We start from the raw sequence: 16698 nt of genomic DNA on the forward strand, positions 1-16698 counted from the left end.
GCCGCGCAAAGTTCTCAGGAACGGGCGGTCGGTGCCGTTTTGTCCGGTGTGAAGGCGTTCACTGTCGCGGGGCTGCTGCTGGTCGCGGTGCTGGCCGGGGCCACCGGCAAGCCGTCGCCGCCGCCCGGGCCGCCGCTGCCGGGTCCGCCGGCGGTCATCGAGCCGGGCGCGCCGCCGTCGACGCTGCCCACGCTGCACCAGCCGCCGTCGCTGCGGGAGCCGTCCGGCCGGTCGGTCGCGCCGTCGGCGTCGGCGTCGGTTTCGGGGGGCGTCGCATCGGCCGAGCCAAGCGTTAAAGCAACCTCAAGTCCGAGCCCGGTGGGCAAGACCGGGACCAGCCGCCGGTCGGCGGGGTGGATCGGGCTCGGCGTGGTCGTCGCGCTGGCCGGAGCGGCCACTTTCGTCGTACTGCGACGCCGTCGTCACGCATAGTCGCAAATCGCAGGCCGTTTGGCTTGTGACCGCCGCCGTTCGGCGAATGAAGTCTTATCGGCGAAGCGCCTTTCCAGTAGCGTGCCCTTTCGTGCTCCTTAACGTCCTGTCCCGCTACAGCGGGTCGACGGGGCGCACTCGCCTTCACTCTCCGCACACGCGTGCGGACATTGCGTGTCCTCTGTGACGAGTAGGGGATGACGGTTGGCAGGCAGCAGCTCCTCCCGAGCGACCGGCGCCGACTCGCCCCGCGCGATCGGCAGCGGCGGTCGGCAGCGCGGGTCGGGCGCACCTGACACGTCGGTCGCCGGCCACCGCCGCGGCGGTGCCGCCCGGCCCAGCCGGCTGCGGTCCGTCCGCACCCAGCTGCTCGCGCCGATCATCGTCGCCATGATCGGCCTCGCCGCGCTCAGCACCGCGCAGGCCGCGGCCGCCACGTCCGCCGCGCGGGACGCGGTCCGGGCCCGTACCCTCGCGTCGACCGCGACCAGCGCGGTGAGCTTCGTGCACGAGCTGGAGCGCGAGGTCGCCGAGACCGCCGCGCTGCGGCAACGTGGTGGCAAGTCCGGCGTGTCGCTCGTCGTGGCGCAGCGGCAGCGCACCGACGTGGCCGCCAAGCGGTACCTCGACGACAGCCGCGCCGCGGTCAAGGCCGTGCCGGCGCTCGACGAGGCAGTCCGGGCGGTCAACGGCATCTACAGCCGGCTCGGCGCGACCCGCGAGTCCGCCGACAACAACGCCGCGATCTCGCTGATGGCGGACCCCGTGTACCGCCCCCTGGCCGAGGCGCTGCTGGCCATCGCCGACGCGGTGCCGGCGCAGATCGCCGACATCGAGCTGGCCAACGCGGCCCGCGCGGTCGCCGCCGTCGGCGCGGTCGAGCACTTCGCCGCCCTGGAACGTGACCTGCTGCGCGTCGTCTTCTCCCGTGGCTCCGTCGAACCCGGCGACCTTGGCGCGATGTCGGACCTGCGCGGCGCCCGCAACCAGCGGGTCGCGGAGTTCCAGCGGGCCGCGACCAGCGCCGAGCGCACCGTGTACGACGGCGAGATCCGCGGCCTTGACGTCGACAAGGCCGACAAGCTCAGCGCCGCCGCCCGCAACGCCGAGAAGGACCCGGCCGGGCTGAAGGTCGACGCCGACACCTGGTTCGTGGCGCAGTCCGGCTTCATCCGCCGGCTCAACATCGTCAGCCTGAACCTGTCCGACCGGCTCGACGGCCGGGCCGAGCAGATCGCCGTCACCGCGCAGCGGCGCGCCTGGGCGACCGTCATCGGCACCGCCGTCGTCGGTCTCGCCGCGCTCGCCATCGCGATCACGCTCGCCGTGCGGACCGCCCGCCGGCTGCGCCGGCTGCGGGCCGCCGCCCTCACCGTCGCCCGGCAGGAACTGCCCGACGTCATCCACTCCGTGACCACCGGCGCGCCGCTGCCGACCGGCACCTCGGCCGCGGCGGCGACCCGCAGCATCGCCGCCACCAACGACGAGATCGGGCAGGTCGCCGACGCCTTCGCCACGGTGCACCGCACCGCGCTGCGGCTCGCCGGTGAGCAGGCGGAACTGCGCGTCGACGTGTCCCGGATGGCGGAGGTGCTCGCCCGGCGCATCCGTACCCTCATCACCCGGCAACTGCGGCTGCTGGACGAGTTCGAACGCGACGAGACCGACCCTGACGTGCTGGCCCGCCTCTTCGCGCTCGACCACATCGCGGCCCGCCTGCGCCGCAACGGGGAGAACCTGCTGGTCCTCTCCGGCGGCGAGCCGGGCCGGCCGGCGACCCAGGCGGTCGGCATCGGCGCGGTCATCACGGCCGCCGCGTCGGAGATCGAAGACTTCCAGCGGGTCGAGGTCCAGCCCGCCGAACTGGCGATCACCGGGCCGGTCGTAGGTGACCTCGTGCACCTCCTGGCCGAACTGCTGGAGAACGCGACGACGTTCTCGCCCCCGACGCAGCAGGTCCGCGTCGACGCCCGGCCCACGGTCGACGGGGCGATCATCCGCGTGCACGACAGCGGGATCGGCATCGCACCCCGGCGGCTCGTGGAGATCAACTCGCGGCTGGCCACGCCGACGACGCTGAGCAGCGCGGCGGCCGGCACGATGGGGCTGCACGTGGTGGCCCACCTCGCCGCCCGGCACCGGATCCGGGTCGAGCTGCACGCCACCGGCAGCGGGACGGTCGCCTACGTGGCGCTGCCGCACCGGGCGCTGGAGCGGATGAGCGCGCTGCCGGTCGGCTCGCCGGCGCTGCACCCGGTCTCCTCCGCGCCGTTCCCCTCCGCCCCTGTGTCGTCGGCTCCCGTCTCGTCGGCGCCGGTCTCCTCGGCTCCCGTCTCCTCCGCGCCGGTCTCCTCCGCGCCGATCTCCGCGGTGCCCGTCTCCGCCTCGCCTGGGTTCGGGTCGTCGCAGGGGTTCGGGCCGCCGCCGGTGGTCGTGCCGTCGACCGTCGGCGCGCCGCTGGGTCGCCCCCGCGCACCGCAGCCGCCGATGCCCGTCGCGCAGCACTCCGTCCCTGGCGCGGCACAGCATCCGGTGCCTGGCGTCGCGCATCACCCCGTGCCTGGCGTGGCACATAACTCCGTGCCTGGCGTGGCGCAACACACCGTGCCTGGCATCGCACAGCAACCACTGCCGCAGGTACCGCGGCAGCACCAGCCAACTCCGTCCGGGCCGCCCGCACCCTGGTTCCGCCCGTATCTCAGCGGTGGCGACACCCCTGCGCCGCCCATCCCCGGTTCGTTCACCCCGCCGCCCCCCGGTGCCTGGCCGCCACGGCCAGAGGTCCCGTCCAGTACCGGAGGTGGCTCGATGAACGAGCAGGGCGACCTACCCCGCCGTCGCCCCGGCGCGCAGCTCGCACCCGGAGTCACTGAACCGCAGCCGCAGCCCTCCCGCAGTAACGCGGTCGACCCGGACGCCGTCCGGTCCCGGCTCTCCGCGTTCGCAGAGGGCGTGTCGGCCGCCGCGCGCCGCACGAACAGCACAGCCTCAGGACAGAAGGACCAGTGATGGCGATGCCAGACGCTCAGAACCCGACCGGCGCAGGCCAGCTCGACTGGCTGATGGCGAGTTTCGCACGGCAGGTCCCCGATGTCGCGCACGCGATCACCGTCTCCGGCGACGGCCTGCGCCTGGCCTGCTCCGCCGACCTGCCGGTGGACCAGGCCGACCACCTCTCCGCCGTCATCAGCGGCCTGGCCAGCCTCACCTTCGGCGCGGCCCGCGTCATGCAGGCGGGCCAGGTGCGCCAGACCATCGTCGACATGGACGGCGGCGTCATGATCGTCATGTCGGTGGGTGACCGCGCGCTGCTCGGCGTGCTCGCCGCACCCGGCTGCGACCTCGGTCAGGTCGGCTACGAGACGGCAATGCTCGTGCACCGGGTCGCCGACGCGCTCGACCCGCTGCCTCGGGATGCGATGCTGCGGTGAGGCGTTTTCCCGGTGTACTGGTAGCGCTCGTCGTCCTCGCTCTCGCCGGGTGCGGCTCGACGACGCCGCCGCGGGCCGGCGCGGACCTGTGGCACGGCGGGCGGATCTACATCGCCACCGGCAACACCACCGGCGTCTACTACCAGTTCGGTGGCGGCTACGCCGACCTGGTCACCAAGCACGTGCCCGGCTACGAGGCGCGCGCCGAGGCGACCGGCGCCTCCAGCGAGAACATCGAACGCGTCGCGACCGGTGACATGGACGTCGCGTTCAGCGTCGCCGACGCCGCCGGCGACGCCTACCTCGGCAAGGGCCCCTTCGACGGCAAGCCGCAGAAGGTCGTCGCGCTGGCCCGGATCTACCGCAGCTACGCCCAGGTCGTCGTGCGCAACTCCGCGAAGATCACGAAGTTCGCCGATCTGCGGGGCAAGCGCGTCTCGACCGGTTCGACCGGCTCGGGCGCCGACGTGCTCGCCGGCCGGCTCCTCTTCGCCGGCGGGATCAACCCCGACACCGAGATCGTCCGTTCGCGGCTCTCGCTGCCCGAGACGACCAAGGCCATGCAGGCCGGCACGGTCGACGCGCTGTTCTTCACCGGCGGCCTGCCCACCCCCGGCATCGCCGACCTGATGGCCAGCGCACCGGGGGAGTACTCGCTGCTGCCGCTCGCCGATCTGCTCAAGCCGCTCACATTCCGGTACGGCGCCGTGTACGCCGCCGGAAAGCTGCCCAAGGCGGTCTACGAGACCCCGACGGACATCGACACGATCGTCATCGGCAACCTCCTGCTGGTGTCGCCGGACATGCCGGAGCAGCTGGCCCACGACCTGACGAAAATCCTGTTCGACTACCAGCTCGAGCTGAGCCGCGTACACCCCGAGGGTGCCAACTATGACAAAGCCGGCGCTCTGGGCACCGATCCGGTGCCGCTGCACCCCGGTGCCGCAAGGTTCTACAGCAGCGGCTGACGTGTGACGTTATGGATCTCTCATTCGCCGAATGCGAGGAGGGTGATCATGCCCTTGGGCTGTCAAGATGACCTCGTGACCGCCACCCAGCAAGACCTCGTTCGCCTGGACGACATCCGCGACGCCGCCGCGCGGATCTCCGGCCTCGTGGTCCGCACCCCGCTGCTGCCGTGCCCCTGGGCAGACGAACTGTGGCTGAAGCCGGAAAGCCTCCAACCGATCGGTGCGTTCAAGCTGCGCGGCGCGACCAACGCCCTGCACCGCCTCGACCTCGACCACCGCCGCGCCGGCGTGGTCACGCACTCCTCCGGCAACCACGGCCAGGCCCTCGCCTACGCCGGCCGGGCCCTGGGCATCCCCGTCGCCGTCGTCATGCCCGACGTGTCGACCCCGCTGAAGATCGAGGCGACCCGCGGCTACGGCGCCGAGGTCATCCTCGTCCCGCAGGCCTCCCGCGAGACGGTGGCGAAGCAGTTCGTCGCCGAGCGGGGCATGACCCTCATCCCGCCGTACGACCACCCCGACATCATCGCCGGCCAGGGCACCGTCGGCCTGGAGATCTTCGAGGACCTCTCCAACGTCGACGTCGTCGTCGTCCCCGTCGGTGGCGGCGGCCTCTCCTCCGGCGTCGCGACCGCGATCAAGGCCCTCGCCCCGCACGTCGCCGTGATCGGCGTCGAGCCGGCCGTCGCCGCCGACGCCGCGGAGAGCCTCGCCGCCGGCGTCGTGCGCATCTGGCCCGAGCAGCGCATGCTCAGCACTGTCGCCGACGGCCTGCGGACCCCGCTGTCGGAGCTGACCCTCGCCCACCTCAGCGCCCACCTCGACGCGATCGTCACCGTCGCCGAGGACGAGATCCTCGACGCGGTGAAGGTGCTCGCCCGCCGCGGCCGCCTCATCGCCGAGCCGAGCGGCGCCGTGACCACCGCCGCCGTCCTGCACCACCGCGACGAACTCCCCGCCGGCCGCACCGTCGCCGTCGTCAGCGGCGGCAACATCGACCCCCGCCTGGCCGCCACCCTTTTCGCCTCCTGACAGTTATCCACAGGCTGTGGGTAACACCTGTGGGCATCGCCACCGTCACCCGCTCACGGATTGACCCCGATCACCGCTGATTGCGTGACGAGCAGGCAACACGCAGGTGGATCCGGGCTGTACTCCACGTGGTTATCCACAGGCGTCGCCGTGTTCATCCACAGACTTCCGCGATGTTATCCACAGGTGGGGACAGTTCGCTGTGGACATCCGCAGGGGCCGTCCCCACCCGCACCGTCATCCCCCACCACAGGCGCAAGCCGCACTGCGGCGACCTGTCCGTTTCGCGCCGGGCGTCCGGTTGCCGGGATGCGGCGGCGGGACGCGGGGCACGGCCGGTGAGGTCGTCGCCGATGGCAGGCAGGCGACCGAGTCCGCCGCCGCTGCCGAGCCCACCGCGGACGCGGGCCGTCACAGCCTCCGAAATGCGATTACTCGAAGGATCCGCGTGGTCCCGACCCCACGGATCTTTCGAACTATCGCAGGAAGCCGCCTCCGTCGTGGGCGGCGGCCGTGGCCGGTCCGCTGCCGGCACACCGGGGACGTCTTGGTCGAGTTGTCGCTGCCGTCGTCGAGTGGCGGCCGTCCGCCGAGCAAACTGCGACATGGGCCGCCTGCGGCGCATGGCTGGCTAAGGCCTATCGGCGGCACTCAACCGCGCGACGCCTCAACCACGCGACGCCCCGCCCGCGTTCATGGCGGGCGAGGCGTCGGCGGCCGTGCAGGGCTCAGCGGATCGTCAGGCGAGGCCGACCCGGTCGAGGACCCAGGCGGTGATGAACGCTTCCTCGCGCCAAGCGTCATAGCGCCCGCTCGGGCCGCCGTGGCCGGCGCCCATCTCCGTCTTCAGCAGGACGTCGGAGTTGGGGGAGAGGGTGCGGAGCCGGGCGACCCACTTGGCCGGCTCGTGATACAGGACGCGGGTGTCGTTGAGGCTGGTCACAGCCAGGATCGCGGGGTAGGGGCGGGGCGAGAGGTTCTCATAGGGGGTGTACGACTTCATGTACGCATACACCTCCGGGTCCTCCAGCGGATTGCCCCACTCCTCCCATTCGGTGACCGTCAGCGGGAGCGACGGGTCGAGGATGGTGTTGAGGGCGTCGACGAAGGGGACCTGGGCGACGATGCCGGCGAAGGCCTCCGGGGCGATGTTGGCCACGGCGCCCATGAGCAGGCCGCCGGCGGAGCCGCCGCGGGCGACGAGCTTGTCCGACGAGGTCCAGCCGGCCTTGACCAGGTGCTCGGCGCAGGCGACGAAGTCGGTGAACGTGTTCTTCTTCGCCAGGAGCTTGCCCTCGTCATACCAGCGGCGGCCCATCTCGCCGCCGCCGCGGATGTGGGCGACGGCGAAGACGACGCCCCGGTCGAGCAGGGTCAGGCGCGGGATGGAGAACCAGGGGTCCATCGAGGCCTCGTAGGAGCCGTAGCCATAGAGGACGGCGGGGGCGGAGCCGTCGCGAGGGGTGCCGGCGCGGGCCACGATGGAGATCGGGACGCGGGTGCCGTCCTCGGCGAGGGCCCACTCGCGGTGCTGCTCATAGCGGGCGGGGTCGAAGTCGCCCAGGACCGGCTTCTGCTTGCGCAGGGTCAGCTCGCCGCTGTCGAGGTTGCAGTCGAAGACCGAGTCGGGCGTGACGAGCGAGACATAGTGCAGGCGGAACGAGGTGGTGTCGTATTCGAGGTTGGCCTCGGGGCCGGCGGAGTAGATCGGCTCGGGGAAGGCGATGTCATAGGACGCGTCGCCGTGCAGCGGCACGACCCGGATGCCGGTGAGGCCGTCGCGGCGCAGCGAGATGACCAGGTGGCCGGAGAACGCGTCGACGCCGAGCAGGCGGGTGCCGGGCTCGTGCTCGATGAGCGTGTTCCAGGCGCCCGGGGCGTCGGCGGAGGTGTAGGACAGCGCGAAGTCCTCGGCGCCGTCGTTGTGCAGGATCAGGAACCGGTGGCCGTGGTGCTCCACCGAGTATTCGATGCCCTGCCGGCGGGGCGCGATCGACACCGGCGGGCTGGTCGGCGCGTCGGCCGGGATGACCAGGACCTCGCTGGTGATCTTGCTGTGGATGTCGATGAGGATGAAGCGCTCGGAGCGGGTCAGGTCGACGCCGACCCAGAACCGCTCGTCGGTCTCCTCGTGGACGATCACGTCCTCGCCGGCGGTGCCCATGGCGTGCCGCCAGATCCGGTTGGGCCGCCACGCCTCGTCGACGGTGATGTAGAACAGCGTCGAGCCGTCACCGGACCACGCGGAGCCGTAGAACGCGTCCTCGACGGTGTCGGGCAGCAGCTCACCGGTGTCGAGATCCTTCACGCGCAGGGTGAAGCGCTCGTCGCCGGCGAAGTCGGTGCTGTAGGCCAGGCGGCGGCTGTCGGGGCTGATGTCGAACGTGCCCAGCGCGAAGAACTCGGAGTCGCCGGCGAGCTCGTTGCCGTCGAGCAGGATCTGCTCGCCGGGCAGGGCGCCGCCGTCGCCGATCTCGGGCGGGGTGCTCTGACCCGCGGCGACCGGGACGCGGCAGTGGATCCCATACTGCTTGCCCTCTTCGGTGCGCGTGTAATACCAGAACGCGCCCTTGCGGGTCGGCACCGAGAGGTCGGTCTCCTTGGTGCGGGACTTGATCTCGTTGAACGCCGTCTCGCGGAGGCTCTCCAGGTGCGCCGTCGCCGCGGTCGTGAAGGCGTTCTCCGCCTCGAGATAGGCGACCGTGTCTGGATCTTCCTTGTCCTGCAGCCAGAAGTATTCGTCGACCACGGTGTCGCCGTGGTGCGTCCGCTCGTGCGGAACCTGCTTCGCCGTCGGCGGCTGAACGCCCGTCACACCTGAAGTCACGCTTCAAGACGTTACCCGTACCCACCGACACTTTCCGTCGCGTCGCCCCCCTCAAGACACCCCACGGGAAAAGCAACCAAGGGGGTAAGTCGGCAGTCTGTCCTGTAGGAGAAAGCGGCGCCGGTACCGTCATGGTCTCGAAGTTCGGGCGAGCCCATGGAGGAGTGCGGTGCGGCGTCGCGGGGTGTTGCACATTGGGGTGGCGGGACTGGCAGCGATGCTGGTCCAAGCGTGCGCCGAGGAGTCGAATGCACCTGACGTGAAGGGTGGCGCGGCGCCGGGCTCCTCCGGCGCGGTCCGACCGACCTCCACGTTCGACCCCTCGGTGTACGTGCCCGCCCCGGTGCCGATCACCGAGCTCAGGAAGCTGTTCAACTACGACGCCAAGGCGACGCTCAACGCCCAGCTGACGGACAAACGGACCGGCGACGGCGTGATCCTCGAGGACATCACGTATTCCGACACCAGGGGTCGCGAGGAGATCCCGGCGTACGTGCTGGGCCCCGAGAAGTTCACCGGCCGGCTGCCCGCGGTGGTCTACGCGCACGGCAGCGACGGCAACCGCGACACGCTGCTGGAGGAGGCGATGGCGGTGGCGCGGCTGGGCGCGCTGGTGTGCGTGCCGGACCTGCCGCTCAAGCCGTCGGGTGATCCGGTCGCGGACAGCAAGGTGGTCGCCGACTCCGTGGTGGCGTTGCGGCGCGCCTTCGACCTGCTGATCCGCCGCTCCGACTGCGACGGTTCGCGGGTCGGATTCGCCGGGCACAGCTGGGGTGCCGCTCAGGGCGCCGTCCTGTACGGGGTCGACTCCCGCATCACAGCGAGCGTGCTCGCCTCCGGCACCAGCCGGATCTCCAGGTGGATGGTGCGGCAGCCGCCGGTGCCGGCCGACTGGCACGCCTATCTGGATGCATTGTCCCGATTCGATGCTCTGCCATATGTCGCGGTGACAGGACGCAAGCCGGTGCTGCTGCAGTTCGGCAAGCAGGACGCGGTGGTCCCGGAGGCCGAGCGCACGGAGCTGGCGAACGGCGTCGCCGGGCCGAAGGAGCGCAAGGACTACGACACCGGTCACGATCTTGCCGCGTTCGAGGCGGCGGTCACCGACCGGGTGGCCTTCCTGCGGAAGCAGTTGCGGCTGAAGTAAGGACCGACTACGCTTCGAACATATGTTCGATGTCGCTTGGTGCATCATGTGCATGGTTCCTGCGCTCGATCATTCATGAACGCGTCGTTGGGAAAGCTTGGATCATGCCCTCACCGGCCTGCCCAGGCTTCCGCGAATCCCGCCGGCGAGCACTTCCCCGTGTGGTCGTCTCGTCGGACGGTCCAGCTGGTGCTGGACCGTGAGCAGGGAAGCGTGGGCTGCGGTGAGCGTGATCGAAGTGCTGGCGGAGGCGTGCGGGCCGGAGCACGTGTGGGAGGCCGGCCCGGCCGACCGGGTGGACGGCGTGCCGGCCAGCTGGGTCGTGGCGCCCGGCACCGCCGAGGAGGTCTCCGGCGTGCTCCGCGCCGCGGCCGCCGCAGGGCTGTCGGTCGTGCCGTCCGGCGCCGGCACCAAACTCGACTGGGGACTCCCGCCCACGCACGTCGACGTGCTGGTGGACCTCCGTCGCATGACCGGCGTGCTCGATCACGCACCCGACGAGCTCGTCGCCACCGTCGCCGCCGGCACCCCTATGCGGGCGCTGCGGGCGTACCTCATGCGCGAAGGCCAACGCATCCCGCTCGACGTCGCCTCTCCGGGCGCGACCCTGGGCGGCGTCCTCGCCACCAATGAGGCCGGCCCGCTGCGCCACCGGTTCGGCACGCCGCGGGAGCTGATCGCGGGGGTGCGGGTGGCGCTGGACGAGGGCAGCCTGGAGCGCCACGTCGACGGGCACGACCTGGCCAGGCAGATCTGCGGGTCGCTCGGCACGCTGGGCGTGATCACCGAGGCGACCGTCCGGCTGGAGCCGCTGCCCGCGTCCAGGGCCTGGGTGGTGCGCCCGGTCTCGACCCCACGCGAGGTGCAGCAGCTGACCGAGGCGCTGGTCTCCTCGTCGCTCGGCGCCGCCGCCATCGAGGCCGACCTGCCCGGCGGTGCGGGCCGGCCCGCCGAGATCGCCGCGCTGTTCGAAGGCAGCCGCGCCGCCGCCACCGCCAGGGCCGAGGCGGCCGCCCGCTTACTCGGGGGCGGCGCCGCCGTCGAGCAGGCGCCGCCCGACTGGTGGGGCAGCTACCCGTTCGACGCCGACGACGTGGCGCTGAAGATCTGGGGCCAGCCCAGTGAATTGTTCGCCGTCGTGTACGCGTTGCGCGACGCCGCCGGCATCCCGGTGCCGGTCCGCGGCTCGGTCGGCGCGGGCGTCGCCCACGTGGCCCTGCCCGGCACGATCCCGGCGGATCGGCTCGGCGGGATGCTCACCGCCGCCAGGACCGTCCTGCTGGCCCGCGGCGGCGGCGGTTGCACGCTCCTGCGCGCCCCCGTCGACCTGCGCGAACTCGTGGAGACCTACGGCCCGGGCCGGCTGACGGACGACACCGTCCGGCTGAAGCTCGCCCTGGACCCCGAGGAGCGGATGGCTCCCGGTCGGCTGCCCGCCTGCTAACGGCGGGTCTTCTCCGTCCAGACAACCAGTTGGTCGACACCGTCGATCTCGGTCGTGTACTGCCGTGCCGGCACCTCGACGAAGCCGAACCGCCGGTGCAGGGCGATCACCTGCTTGTTCCACGCGAGCGTGCGGCCGCCGACCGACGTGAGCTTCATCTCGTCGAAGGCGTAGGCGACCGCCGCCTTCTCCAGCTCCATCCACGCGGGCAGCAGCTCGCCGCGCTCCTCCAGGCCGTCGACGTCGAGGAAGAACCCCCACTCGGCGGTGCCGGCGTCCTCGTCGTGGTCGTTGAACGTGACGACGCCGCAGTCATTGCCCTTGTAGGCGAAGATGAGCGCCCGGCGGGACGGGTCCGACTGGACCTTCGCCCACCACTGTGCGTGACCCTCAGGGGTGATGAACGCGGTGTAGATGCTGGCACCGCGGGTCTTCGGGTGATTGCGCCAGCGGCGGATGGTCTCGACATCCGATTCGTCGGCTTCGCGCAGCACCTGGAAACCTCCCGTGGGTCAGGCGTGACTCATTGAAAGACCGGCCAACGGTACACTCGCTCGCGGATGCCAGCCCGCTTTCCCGATCGAACAGGACCCTGAGCTGATGAGCAACCTCGATCGTCTCCGCGTCGCCTTCCGCACCGCGCTGGCGCTGCCGGAGGACTATGACGTCGACAAGCTCGAATACCGGGGCATCGAGAAATGGGACTCGCTGGCGCACCTTTCCCTGGTCGGCGAGATCGAGGACACGTTCGACGTGATGATCGACACCGACGAGGTGATCGACCTCAGCTCGTTCGACAAGGCCGTCGAGATCCTCGGAAAGCACGACGTTGAGTTCTCCGACTGACGCCAGGGTCGCCCTCGTCACGGGATCCTCACGGGGGATCGGCCGTGCAGTCGCGCGGAAGCTCGCTACCGAGGGTTACCAACTGGTCCTCCACGGCATGCGGGAGGGCTCGGCCAAGACCACGGCCGACGAGATCACCGCCGACTTCGACATCGAGCCGCTGGTCGTGCACGGCGACGTCAGCGACGCCGCCGAGGTCAAGTCCATGCTGCGGCTCGTCTTCGAGCGCCACCGCCGCCTCGACGCCCTGGTCGTCAACGCCGGCGTGCACGAGGCCGGCCTGCTCGGCATGATGGGCGACGCGGCCATCGAGCGGCTGTTCGCGATCAACGCCGTCGGCGCCACCTACACCGTCAACGGCGCGGTCAAGCTGCTGCGCCGTGGCAACGCGCCGTCGGTCGTGCTGCTGTCCTCCGTCATGGGTACCACCGGCGCCGCCGGCCAGGTGGTCTACGGCGCGACCAAGGCCGCCGTCGCCGGGTTCGCCCGCGCCGCGGCGAAGGAGCTCGGCCCGGCCGGCATCAGGGTCAACGCGGTCGCGCCCGGCTTCATCGCCACCGAGATGCTCGACTCGCTCGACGAGTCGGGGCGCGCCGAGCGGGTCGCGGCGACCGCGCTGCGCCGCCTCGGTGAGCCCGAGGACGTCGCCGACGTGATCGCGTTCCTGCTCTCCGACGCGTCCAGGTTCGTCACCGGCCAGGTGATCGAAGTCGACGGCGGTCTGGTCGTATGACGTACCGTGATGGACTCGTATACGACATTTCGGGCTGCTTTTTCGGGTGGTGTACGGTGAGAAAAATCCGTGTCCACCTCGACGGCATCAGTGCGCTGCGGAGGTGACGGCGTGACCTTGCTGCACCCCGACGCGCGGCTGATCGACGCGGCGACCGGCGCCGAACTCGCTGGCGTGCCGCTGCGCGAGGCAGTGCACGCCGCGGTCGCCGGCTTCGCCGAGATCACGCCCGGCGTGGTGTTCCTGCGCACGCCGACGACCGTCGAGGCGATCATCCGCTACATCGGCGCGTTCGAGGCCGGCCGCCCCTTGGCGCTGCTCGACCCCGGCCTGCCGGCGGAGACGCTCGCCGACTTCGTGGAGCGCTTCGAGCCCGCCGCCGTCTGCGGGCCGCTGCCAGAGGACGTGCACAAGGGGTACACCCGCCGCAACGACGAGCTGTGGGAGCGGGACATCCAGTCCAGCACCGCGGCGCACCCCGACCTCGCCACGCTGCTGGCGACCTCGGGCTCCACGGGCAACCCGAAGCTGGTCCGGCTGTCGCGGGACGCGATCCTGGCCAACACCACCTCGATCATCGAGGCACTGGGCATCACCGCCGCCGACGTCGCGGTGAGCAGCCTGCCGTTCTACTACAGCTTCGGCATGTCGGTGCTCAACACGCACCTCGCCGCCGGCGCCACCGTCGTGGTCGAGTCCGAGGGCCTGGTCGCGCGGTCGTTCTGGCCGGCGATCACGAAGCACGCGGTGACCTCGCTGGCGCTGGTCCCTTCGCAATACGAGATGCTGCGCCGCCTGCGGTTCGACCCGAAGCGGTATCCGAGCCTGCGCACGCTGACCCAGGCCGGCGGCCGGTTGCGGGCCGAGCTCGTCCAGGACTTCCACGACCGGATGGCGACCGTGGACGGTCGACTGTTCGTCATGTACGGGCAGACCGAGGCCGCTCCGCGGCTGACCACGCTGCCCGCGGACCGCCTCGCGGACAAGCTCGGCTCGGTCGGCCCGGCGGTGCCCGGCGGCACGCTGACCGTCCGGCTCGAGGACGGCACGGAGACCACCGCGCCGGGCGTCGTCGGCGAGGTGCTCTACCGCGGCCCCAACGTGATGATGGGCTACGCGGAGTCCGCGTTGGACCTTGCCCGGGGCGACGACCAGGGCGGGCTGCTGGAGACCGGCGACCTGGGGCACCTCGACGAGGAGGGGTATCTCTTCATCGACGGCCGGCTGAAGCGCTTCGGCAAGGTGTTCGGCGTCCGGCTCAACCTGGACGACATCGAGCAACTGGCCGGCGCCACCGGTGCCGCCACCGGCGGCGCCGTCGCCGCGATCGCCGGCGACGACAAGATCATCGTTTTCGTTGAAGGCGAGGGCGAGGGCGTCACCGCGGAGGAGCTCGCGCCGCGGGTGACCGAGCTCGCCGACCGGCTGAAGCTGCACTGGTCGGGCTTCGAGATGCGCGGCATCCCCGCGCTGCCGCTGCTCAGCAACGGCAAGGTCGACTATCGAGCGTTGGAGTCCGCACGATGAGCGTGTTCACCCTGCCGCAGCCGGACCGCGAGGCCCAGCTGCTGCCCCGTCTGATCGAGCTGACCGAGCAGCACCGCGCGCGGGGCCAGGCGTATGCCAACATCCTCGCCGCCACCGGCCACGACACCGGCCGCGCCTACGAGCGGGTCAGCGACCTGCCCTGGCTGCCGGTCCGGCTGTTCAAGACCCACCAGCTCAAGAGCATCCCCGACGACGAGGTCTTCAAGGTCCTGACCTCCAGCGGCACCACCGGCGACGTCAGCCGCATCTACCTGGACAAGGAAGCCGCGGCGGCGCAGACCCGGATGCTGGCACAGACGCTGCAGGCCGTCCTCGGCCCGAAGCGGCTGCCGATGCTCATCGTCGACACGACCGCGATCATCAAGAACCGCCGCTCGTTCAGCGCCCGCGGCGCCGGCGTCCTCGGCATGATCACCTTTGGCCGTGACCACGTCTGGGCGCTCGACGAGGACAGCAAGCCCGACCTCGAGGCGGTCCGCGGGTTCCTCGCCAAGCACGGCGACAAGCCGTTCCTGGTCTTCGGCTTCACCTTCATGGTGTGGCTGTACCTGTACGAGCTGGCCCGCGACAACGGCCTCGACCTGAGCAACGGGATCCTGGTCCACTCCGGCGGCTGGAAGAAGCTGGTCGACCAGCAGGTCGACAACGCCGAGTTCCGCCGCGCGTTCCAGGCCGACACCGGGCTGAGCCGGATCCACAACTTCTACGGCATGGTCGAGCAGATCGGCGTCGTGTACCTCGAAGGCCCCGACGGCAACTCCCTCTACTGCCCCGACTTTGCCGACGTCGTCATCCGCGACCCGGAGACCTGGGAGCCGCTGCCGCCGGGCAAACCCGGGCTGGTCGAGGTGATCAGCACGCTGCCGGAGTCGTACCCCGGGCACGTCCTGCTCACCGAGGACATGGGCGTCATCAACGGCATCGACGACGGCGCGTGGCCCGGCAAGCGCTTCTCCATCCTGGGCCGGCTCCCGCGCGCCGAGGCCCGCGGCTGCAGCGACACATTTGTGAGTGCATCGTGAAAAGTGTCTTTCCGGTTATTTCCGATATATCCCCCGAGCGGCTCCTCGCCGAGATCACCGACGAGCCCACGGACGGCCGGCTCACCGTCGGCGACGAGCGGGTCCGGGACTTCCTGATCGCGTTCTCCCGGCGGCTGCTCAAGCCCGACCTCGCCCGGCGCCACCCCGAGCTCGGCTCGCTCGGCTTCTTCCTGCGCAAGGGCGAGCTGGCCCGCGCCGTCGAGCGGCTCGCCGACGGTGTCGCCGGCCAGCGCCGCGCCCCGCGCGGGCTCGTCCTGCATTTCCCCCCGGCGAACGTCGACACGATCTTCGTCTACTCCTGGGCCCTGTCCGCGCTCGCCGGCAACCACAACATCGTGCGCGTCTCCGCTCGCGCGGCCGGCGCGGCGCAGACCGTCCTCGAAGCGCTCAACGACGTCCTCGCCGACGCCCACCCGGCGATCGCGCAGACCCAGCGCATGATCACCTACGACCGCGACGACGCTGTCACCGGCGCGCTGATCGGCGCCTGCGACCTGCGTGTCCTGTGGGGCGGCGACCAGTCCGTCAACGAGCTCCGCAAGCACCCGATCCGCCCGCTGGCCCGGGACCTCGCGTTCCCGGACCGCTCCTCGTTCGCCGCGATCTCCGTCGCCGGCTGGCAGTCCTCGACGCTCGAGCAGCGGCGGGCGGCGGCGGACGGGTTCGCCAACGACCTGTACTGGTTCGACCAGGCCGCCTGCTCCTCGCCCCGGGACCTGTTCTGGGTGGGTGCCGCCGAGGACGTCGCCGCGGCCCGGACCGAGTTCGACGAGCTCCTGGCCGAGGTCGTCGCCCGGCGCGGCTGGGGCGTCGACCCCGCGATGGCCGTCGAGAAGTACGTGGCCACCTACGGCCTCGCCGCGACCGGCGCCGCGACCAGGGTCGCCTTCACCGGTAACGCAGTCGCCAACGTGTCGCTCGCCGGGCTCGGCGATCTGCAACGGCACTGGCTCGGCGCCGGCACCATCTGTCACGTCACCGTCGGCTCGCTCGCCGAGCTTGCCCCGGCGATCCAGCGCAAGGACCAGACGCTCAGCCAGTACGGCTTCACCATGTCCGACCTCGACGACTTCGTCACCACCCTCGCCGGCCGCGGCATCGACCGGATCGTGCCGTTCGGCCAGGCGTTGACGTTTGCGGGGACCTGGGACGGTTTCAACCTGCTTCACGAGTTCACGCGCATCATCACGATCCAGGCCTGACCGGGAAGACGGAGTACTCTCCTCCGTACACGTTTTTGTGAG

Annotated in this window: 14 protein-coding genes; 11 read left to right on the top strand and 3 right to left on the bottom strand. The window is 71.1% G+C overall.

The annotated features are described in order from the left end of the window. Positions 1 to 14 precede the first annotated feature (14 nt). Positions 15 to 326 carry a hypothetical protein gene (locus AB0K00_RS03770; protein WP_363514682.1) on the bottom strand — a complete coding sequence of 104 codons (312 nt, stop codon included), beginning with the start codon at positions 324 to 326 and terminating at the stop codon, positions 15 to 17. 310 nt (positions 327 to 636) lie between these two features. On the opposite strand from AB0K00_RS03770, the gene AB0K00_RS03775 reads away from it, so the two are divergent. The 4 genes from AB0K00_RS03775 (at position 637) to AB0K00_RS03790 (ending at position 5866) form a co-directional block, all read left to right on the top strand. Continuing rightward, a complete protein-coding gene (locus tag AB0K00_RS03775; RefSeq protein WP_363514685.1) occupies positions 637 to 3441 on the top strand; it encodes a nitrate- and nitrite sensing domain-containing protein in 2805 nt (934 codons plus the stop codon). Continuing rightward, a complete protein-coding gene (locus AB0K00_RS03780; protein WP_239136124.1) occupies positions 3441 to 3863 on the top strand; it encodes a roadblock/LC7 domain-containing protein in 423 nt (140 codons plus the stop codon). The genes AB0K00_RS03775 and AB0K00_RS03780 overlap by 1 nt, the downstream gene beginning before the upstream one ends. Next, positions 3860 to 4831 carry a TAXI family TRAP transporter solute-binding subunit gene (locus tag AB0K00_RS03785; protein ID WP_363514689.1) on the top strand — a complete coding sequence of 324 codons (972 nt, stop codon included), beginning with the start codon at positions 3860 to 3862 and terminating at the stop codon, positions 4829 to 4831. Before AB0K00_RS03780 ends, AB0K00_RS03785 begins: the two co-directional genes overlap by 4 nt. A gap of 75 nt (positions 4832 to 4906) precedes the next feature. After that, positions 4907 to 5866 (top strand): threonine/serine dehydratase, encoded by a 960-nt coding sequence (locus AB0K00_RS03790; RefSeq protein WP_363514692.1) that lies wholly within the window; start codon positions 4907 to 4909, stop codon positions 5864 to 5866. A gap of 739 nt (positions 5867 to 6605) precedes the next feature. Here AB0K00_RS03790 and AB0K00_RS03795 read toward each other — a convergent pair. Further along, positions 6606 to 8681, bottom strand: a complete 2076-nt coding sequence (locus AB0K00_RS03795; protein WP_363515064.1) for a S9 family peptidase — start codon at positions 8679 to 8681, stop codon at positions 6606 to 6608. 229 nt (positions 8682 to 8910) lie between these two features. Here AB0K00_RS03795 and AB0K00_RS03800 point away from each other — a divergent pair, with 229 nt between their 5' ends. Both AB0K00_RS03800 and AB0K00_RS03805 read left to right on the top strand, forming a co-directional pair. Next, positions 8911 to 9840, top strand: a complete 930-nt coding sequence (locus AB0K00_RS03800) for a hypothetical protein (RefSeq protein ID WP_363514695.1) — start codon at positions 8911 to 8913, stop codon at positions 9838 to 9840. Positions 9841 to 10063: 223 nt separating this feature from the next. Beyond that, a complete protein-coding gene (locus AB0K00_RS03805; protein ID WP_363514698.1) occupies positions 10064 to 11284 on the top strand; it encodes an FAD-binding oxidoreductase in 1221 nt (406 codons plus the stop codon). Here the strand turns inward: AB0K00_RS03805 and AB0K00_RS03810 are convergent. Further along, complete coding sequence (locus tag AB0K00_RS03810; protein WP_363514701.1) at positions 11281 to 11778, bottom strand: GNAT family N-acetyltransferase; 498 nt, start codon at positions 11776 to 11778, stop codon at positions 11281 to 11283. The genes AB0K00_RS03805 and AB0K00_RS03810 overlap by 4 nt on opposite strands. Before the next feature lie 106 nt (positions 11779 to 11884). On the opposite strand from AB0K00_RS03810, the gene AB0K00_RS03815 reads away from it, so the two are divergent. The 5 genes from AB0K00_RS03815 (at position 11885) to AB0K00_RS03835 (ending at position 16656) form a co-directional block, all read left to right on the top strand. Continuing rightward, positions 11885 to 12130 (top strand): acyl carrier protein, encoded by a 246-nt coding sequence (locus AB0K00_RS03815; protein ID WP_363514704.1) that lies wholly within the window; start codon positions 11885 to 11887, stop codon positions 12128 to 12130. After that, a complete protein-coding gene (locus AB0K00_RS03820) occupies positions 12114 to 12863 on the top strand; it encodes an SDR family NAD(P)-dependent oxidoreductase (RefSeq protein ID WP_363514706.1) in 750 nt (249 codons plus the stop codon). The genes AB0K00_RS03815 and AB0K00_RS03820 overlap by 17 nt, the downstream gene beginning before the upstream one ends. A 111-nt stretch (positions 12864 to 12974) precedes the next feature. Further along, positions 12975 to 14390 carry an AMP-binding protein gene (locus AB0K00_RS03825; protein ID WP_363514709.1) on the top strand — a complete coding sequence of 472 codons (1416 nt, stop codon included), beginning with the start codon at positions 12975 to 12977 and terminating at the stop codon, positions 14388 to 14390. Beyond that, the gene (locus AB0K00_RS03830; RefSeq protein ID WP_363514712.1) at positions 14387 to 15433 is read left to right on the top strand and encodes an acyl-protein synthetase; all 1047 of its coding nucleotides are present in this window, start codon (positions 14387 to 14389) and stop codon (positions 15431 to 15433) included. Before AB0K00_RS03825 ends, AB0K00_RS03830 begins: the two co-directional genes overlap by 4 nt. A 26-nt stretch (positions 15434 to 15459) precedes the next feature. Then, the gene (locus AB0K00_RS03835; RefSeq protein WP_363515067.1) at positions 15460 to 16656 is read left to right on the top strand and encodes an acyl-CoA reductase; all 1197 of its coding nucleotides are present in this window, start codon (positions 15460 to 15462) and stop codon (positions 16654 to 16656) included. Positions 16657 to 16698 lie beyond the last annotated feature (42 nt).

It is taken from the genome of Dactylosporangium sp. NPDC049525, assembly GCF_040676755.1.
Taxonomy (GTDB): Bacteria; Actinomycetota; Actinomycetes; order Mycobacteriales; family Micromonosporaceae; genus Dactylosporangium.

Bases quoted from the DNA above. Each gene is read 5' to 3' on its own strand.
- AB0K00_RS03780 (WP_239136124.1), top strand. From the start codon at position 3,441: ATGGCGATGCCAGACGCTCAGAACCCGACCGGCGCAGGCCAGCTCGAC.
- AB0K00_RS03800 (WP_363514695.1), top strand. From the start codon at position 8,911: ATGCTGGTCCAAGCGTGCGCCGAGGAGTCGAATGCACCTGACGTGAAG.
- AB0K00_RS03815 (WP_363514704.1), top strand. From the start codon at position 11,885: ATGAGCAACCTCGATCGTCTCCGCGTCGCCTTCCGCACCGCGCTGGCG.
- AB0K00_RS03830 (WP_363514712.1), top strand. From the start codon at position 14,387: ATGAGCGTGTTCACCCTGCCGCAGCCGGACCGCGAGGCCCAGCTGCTG.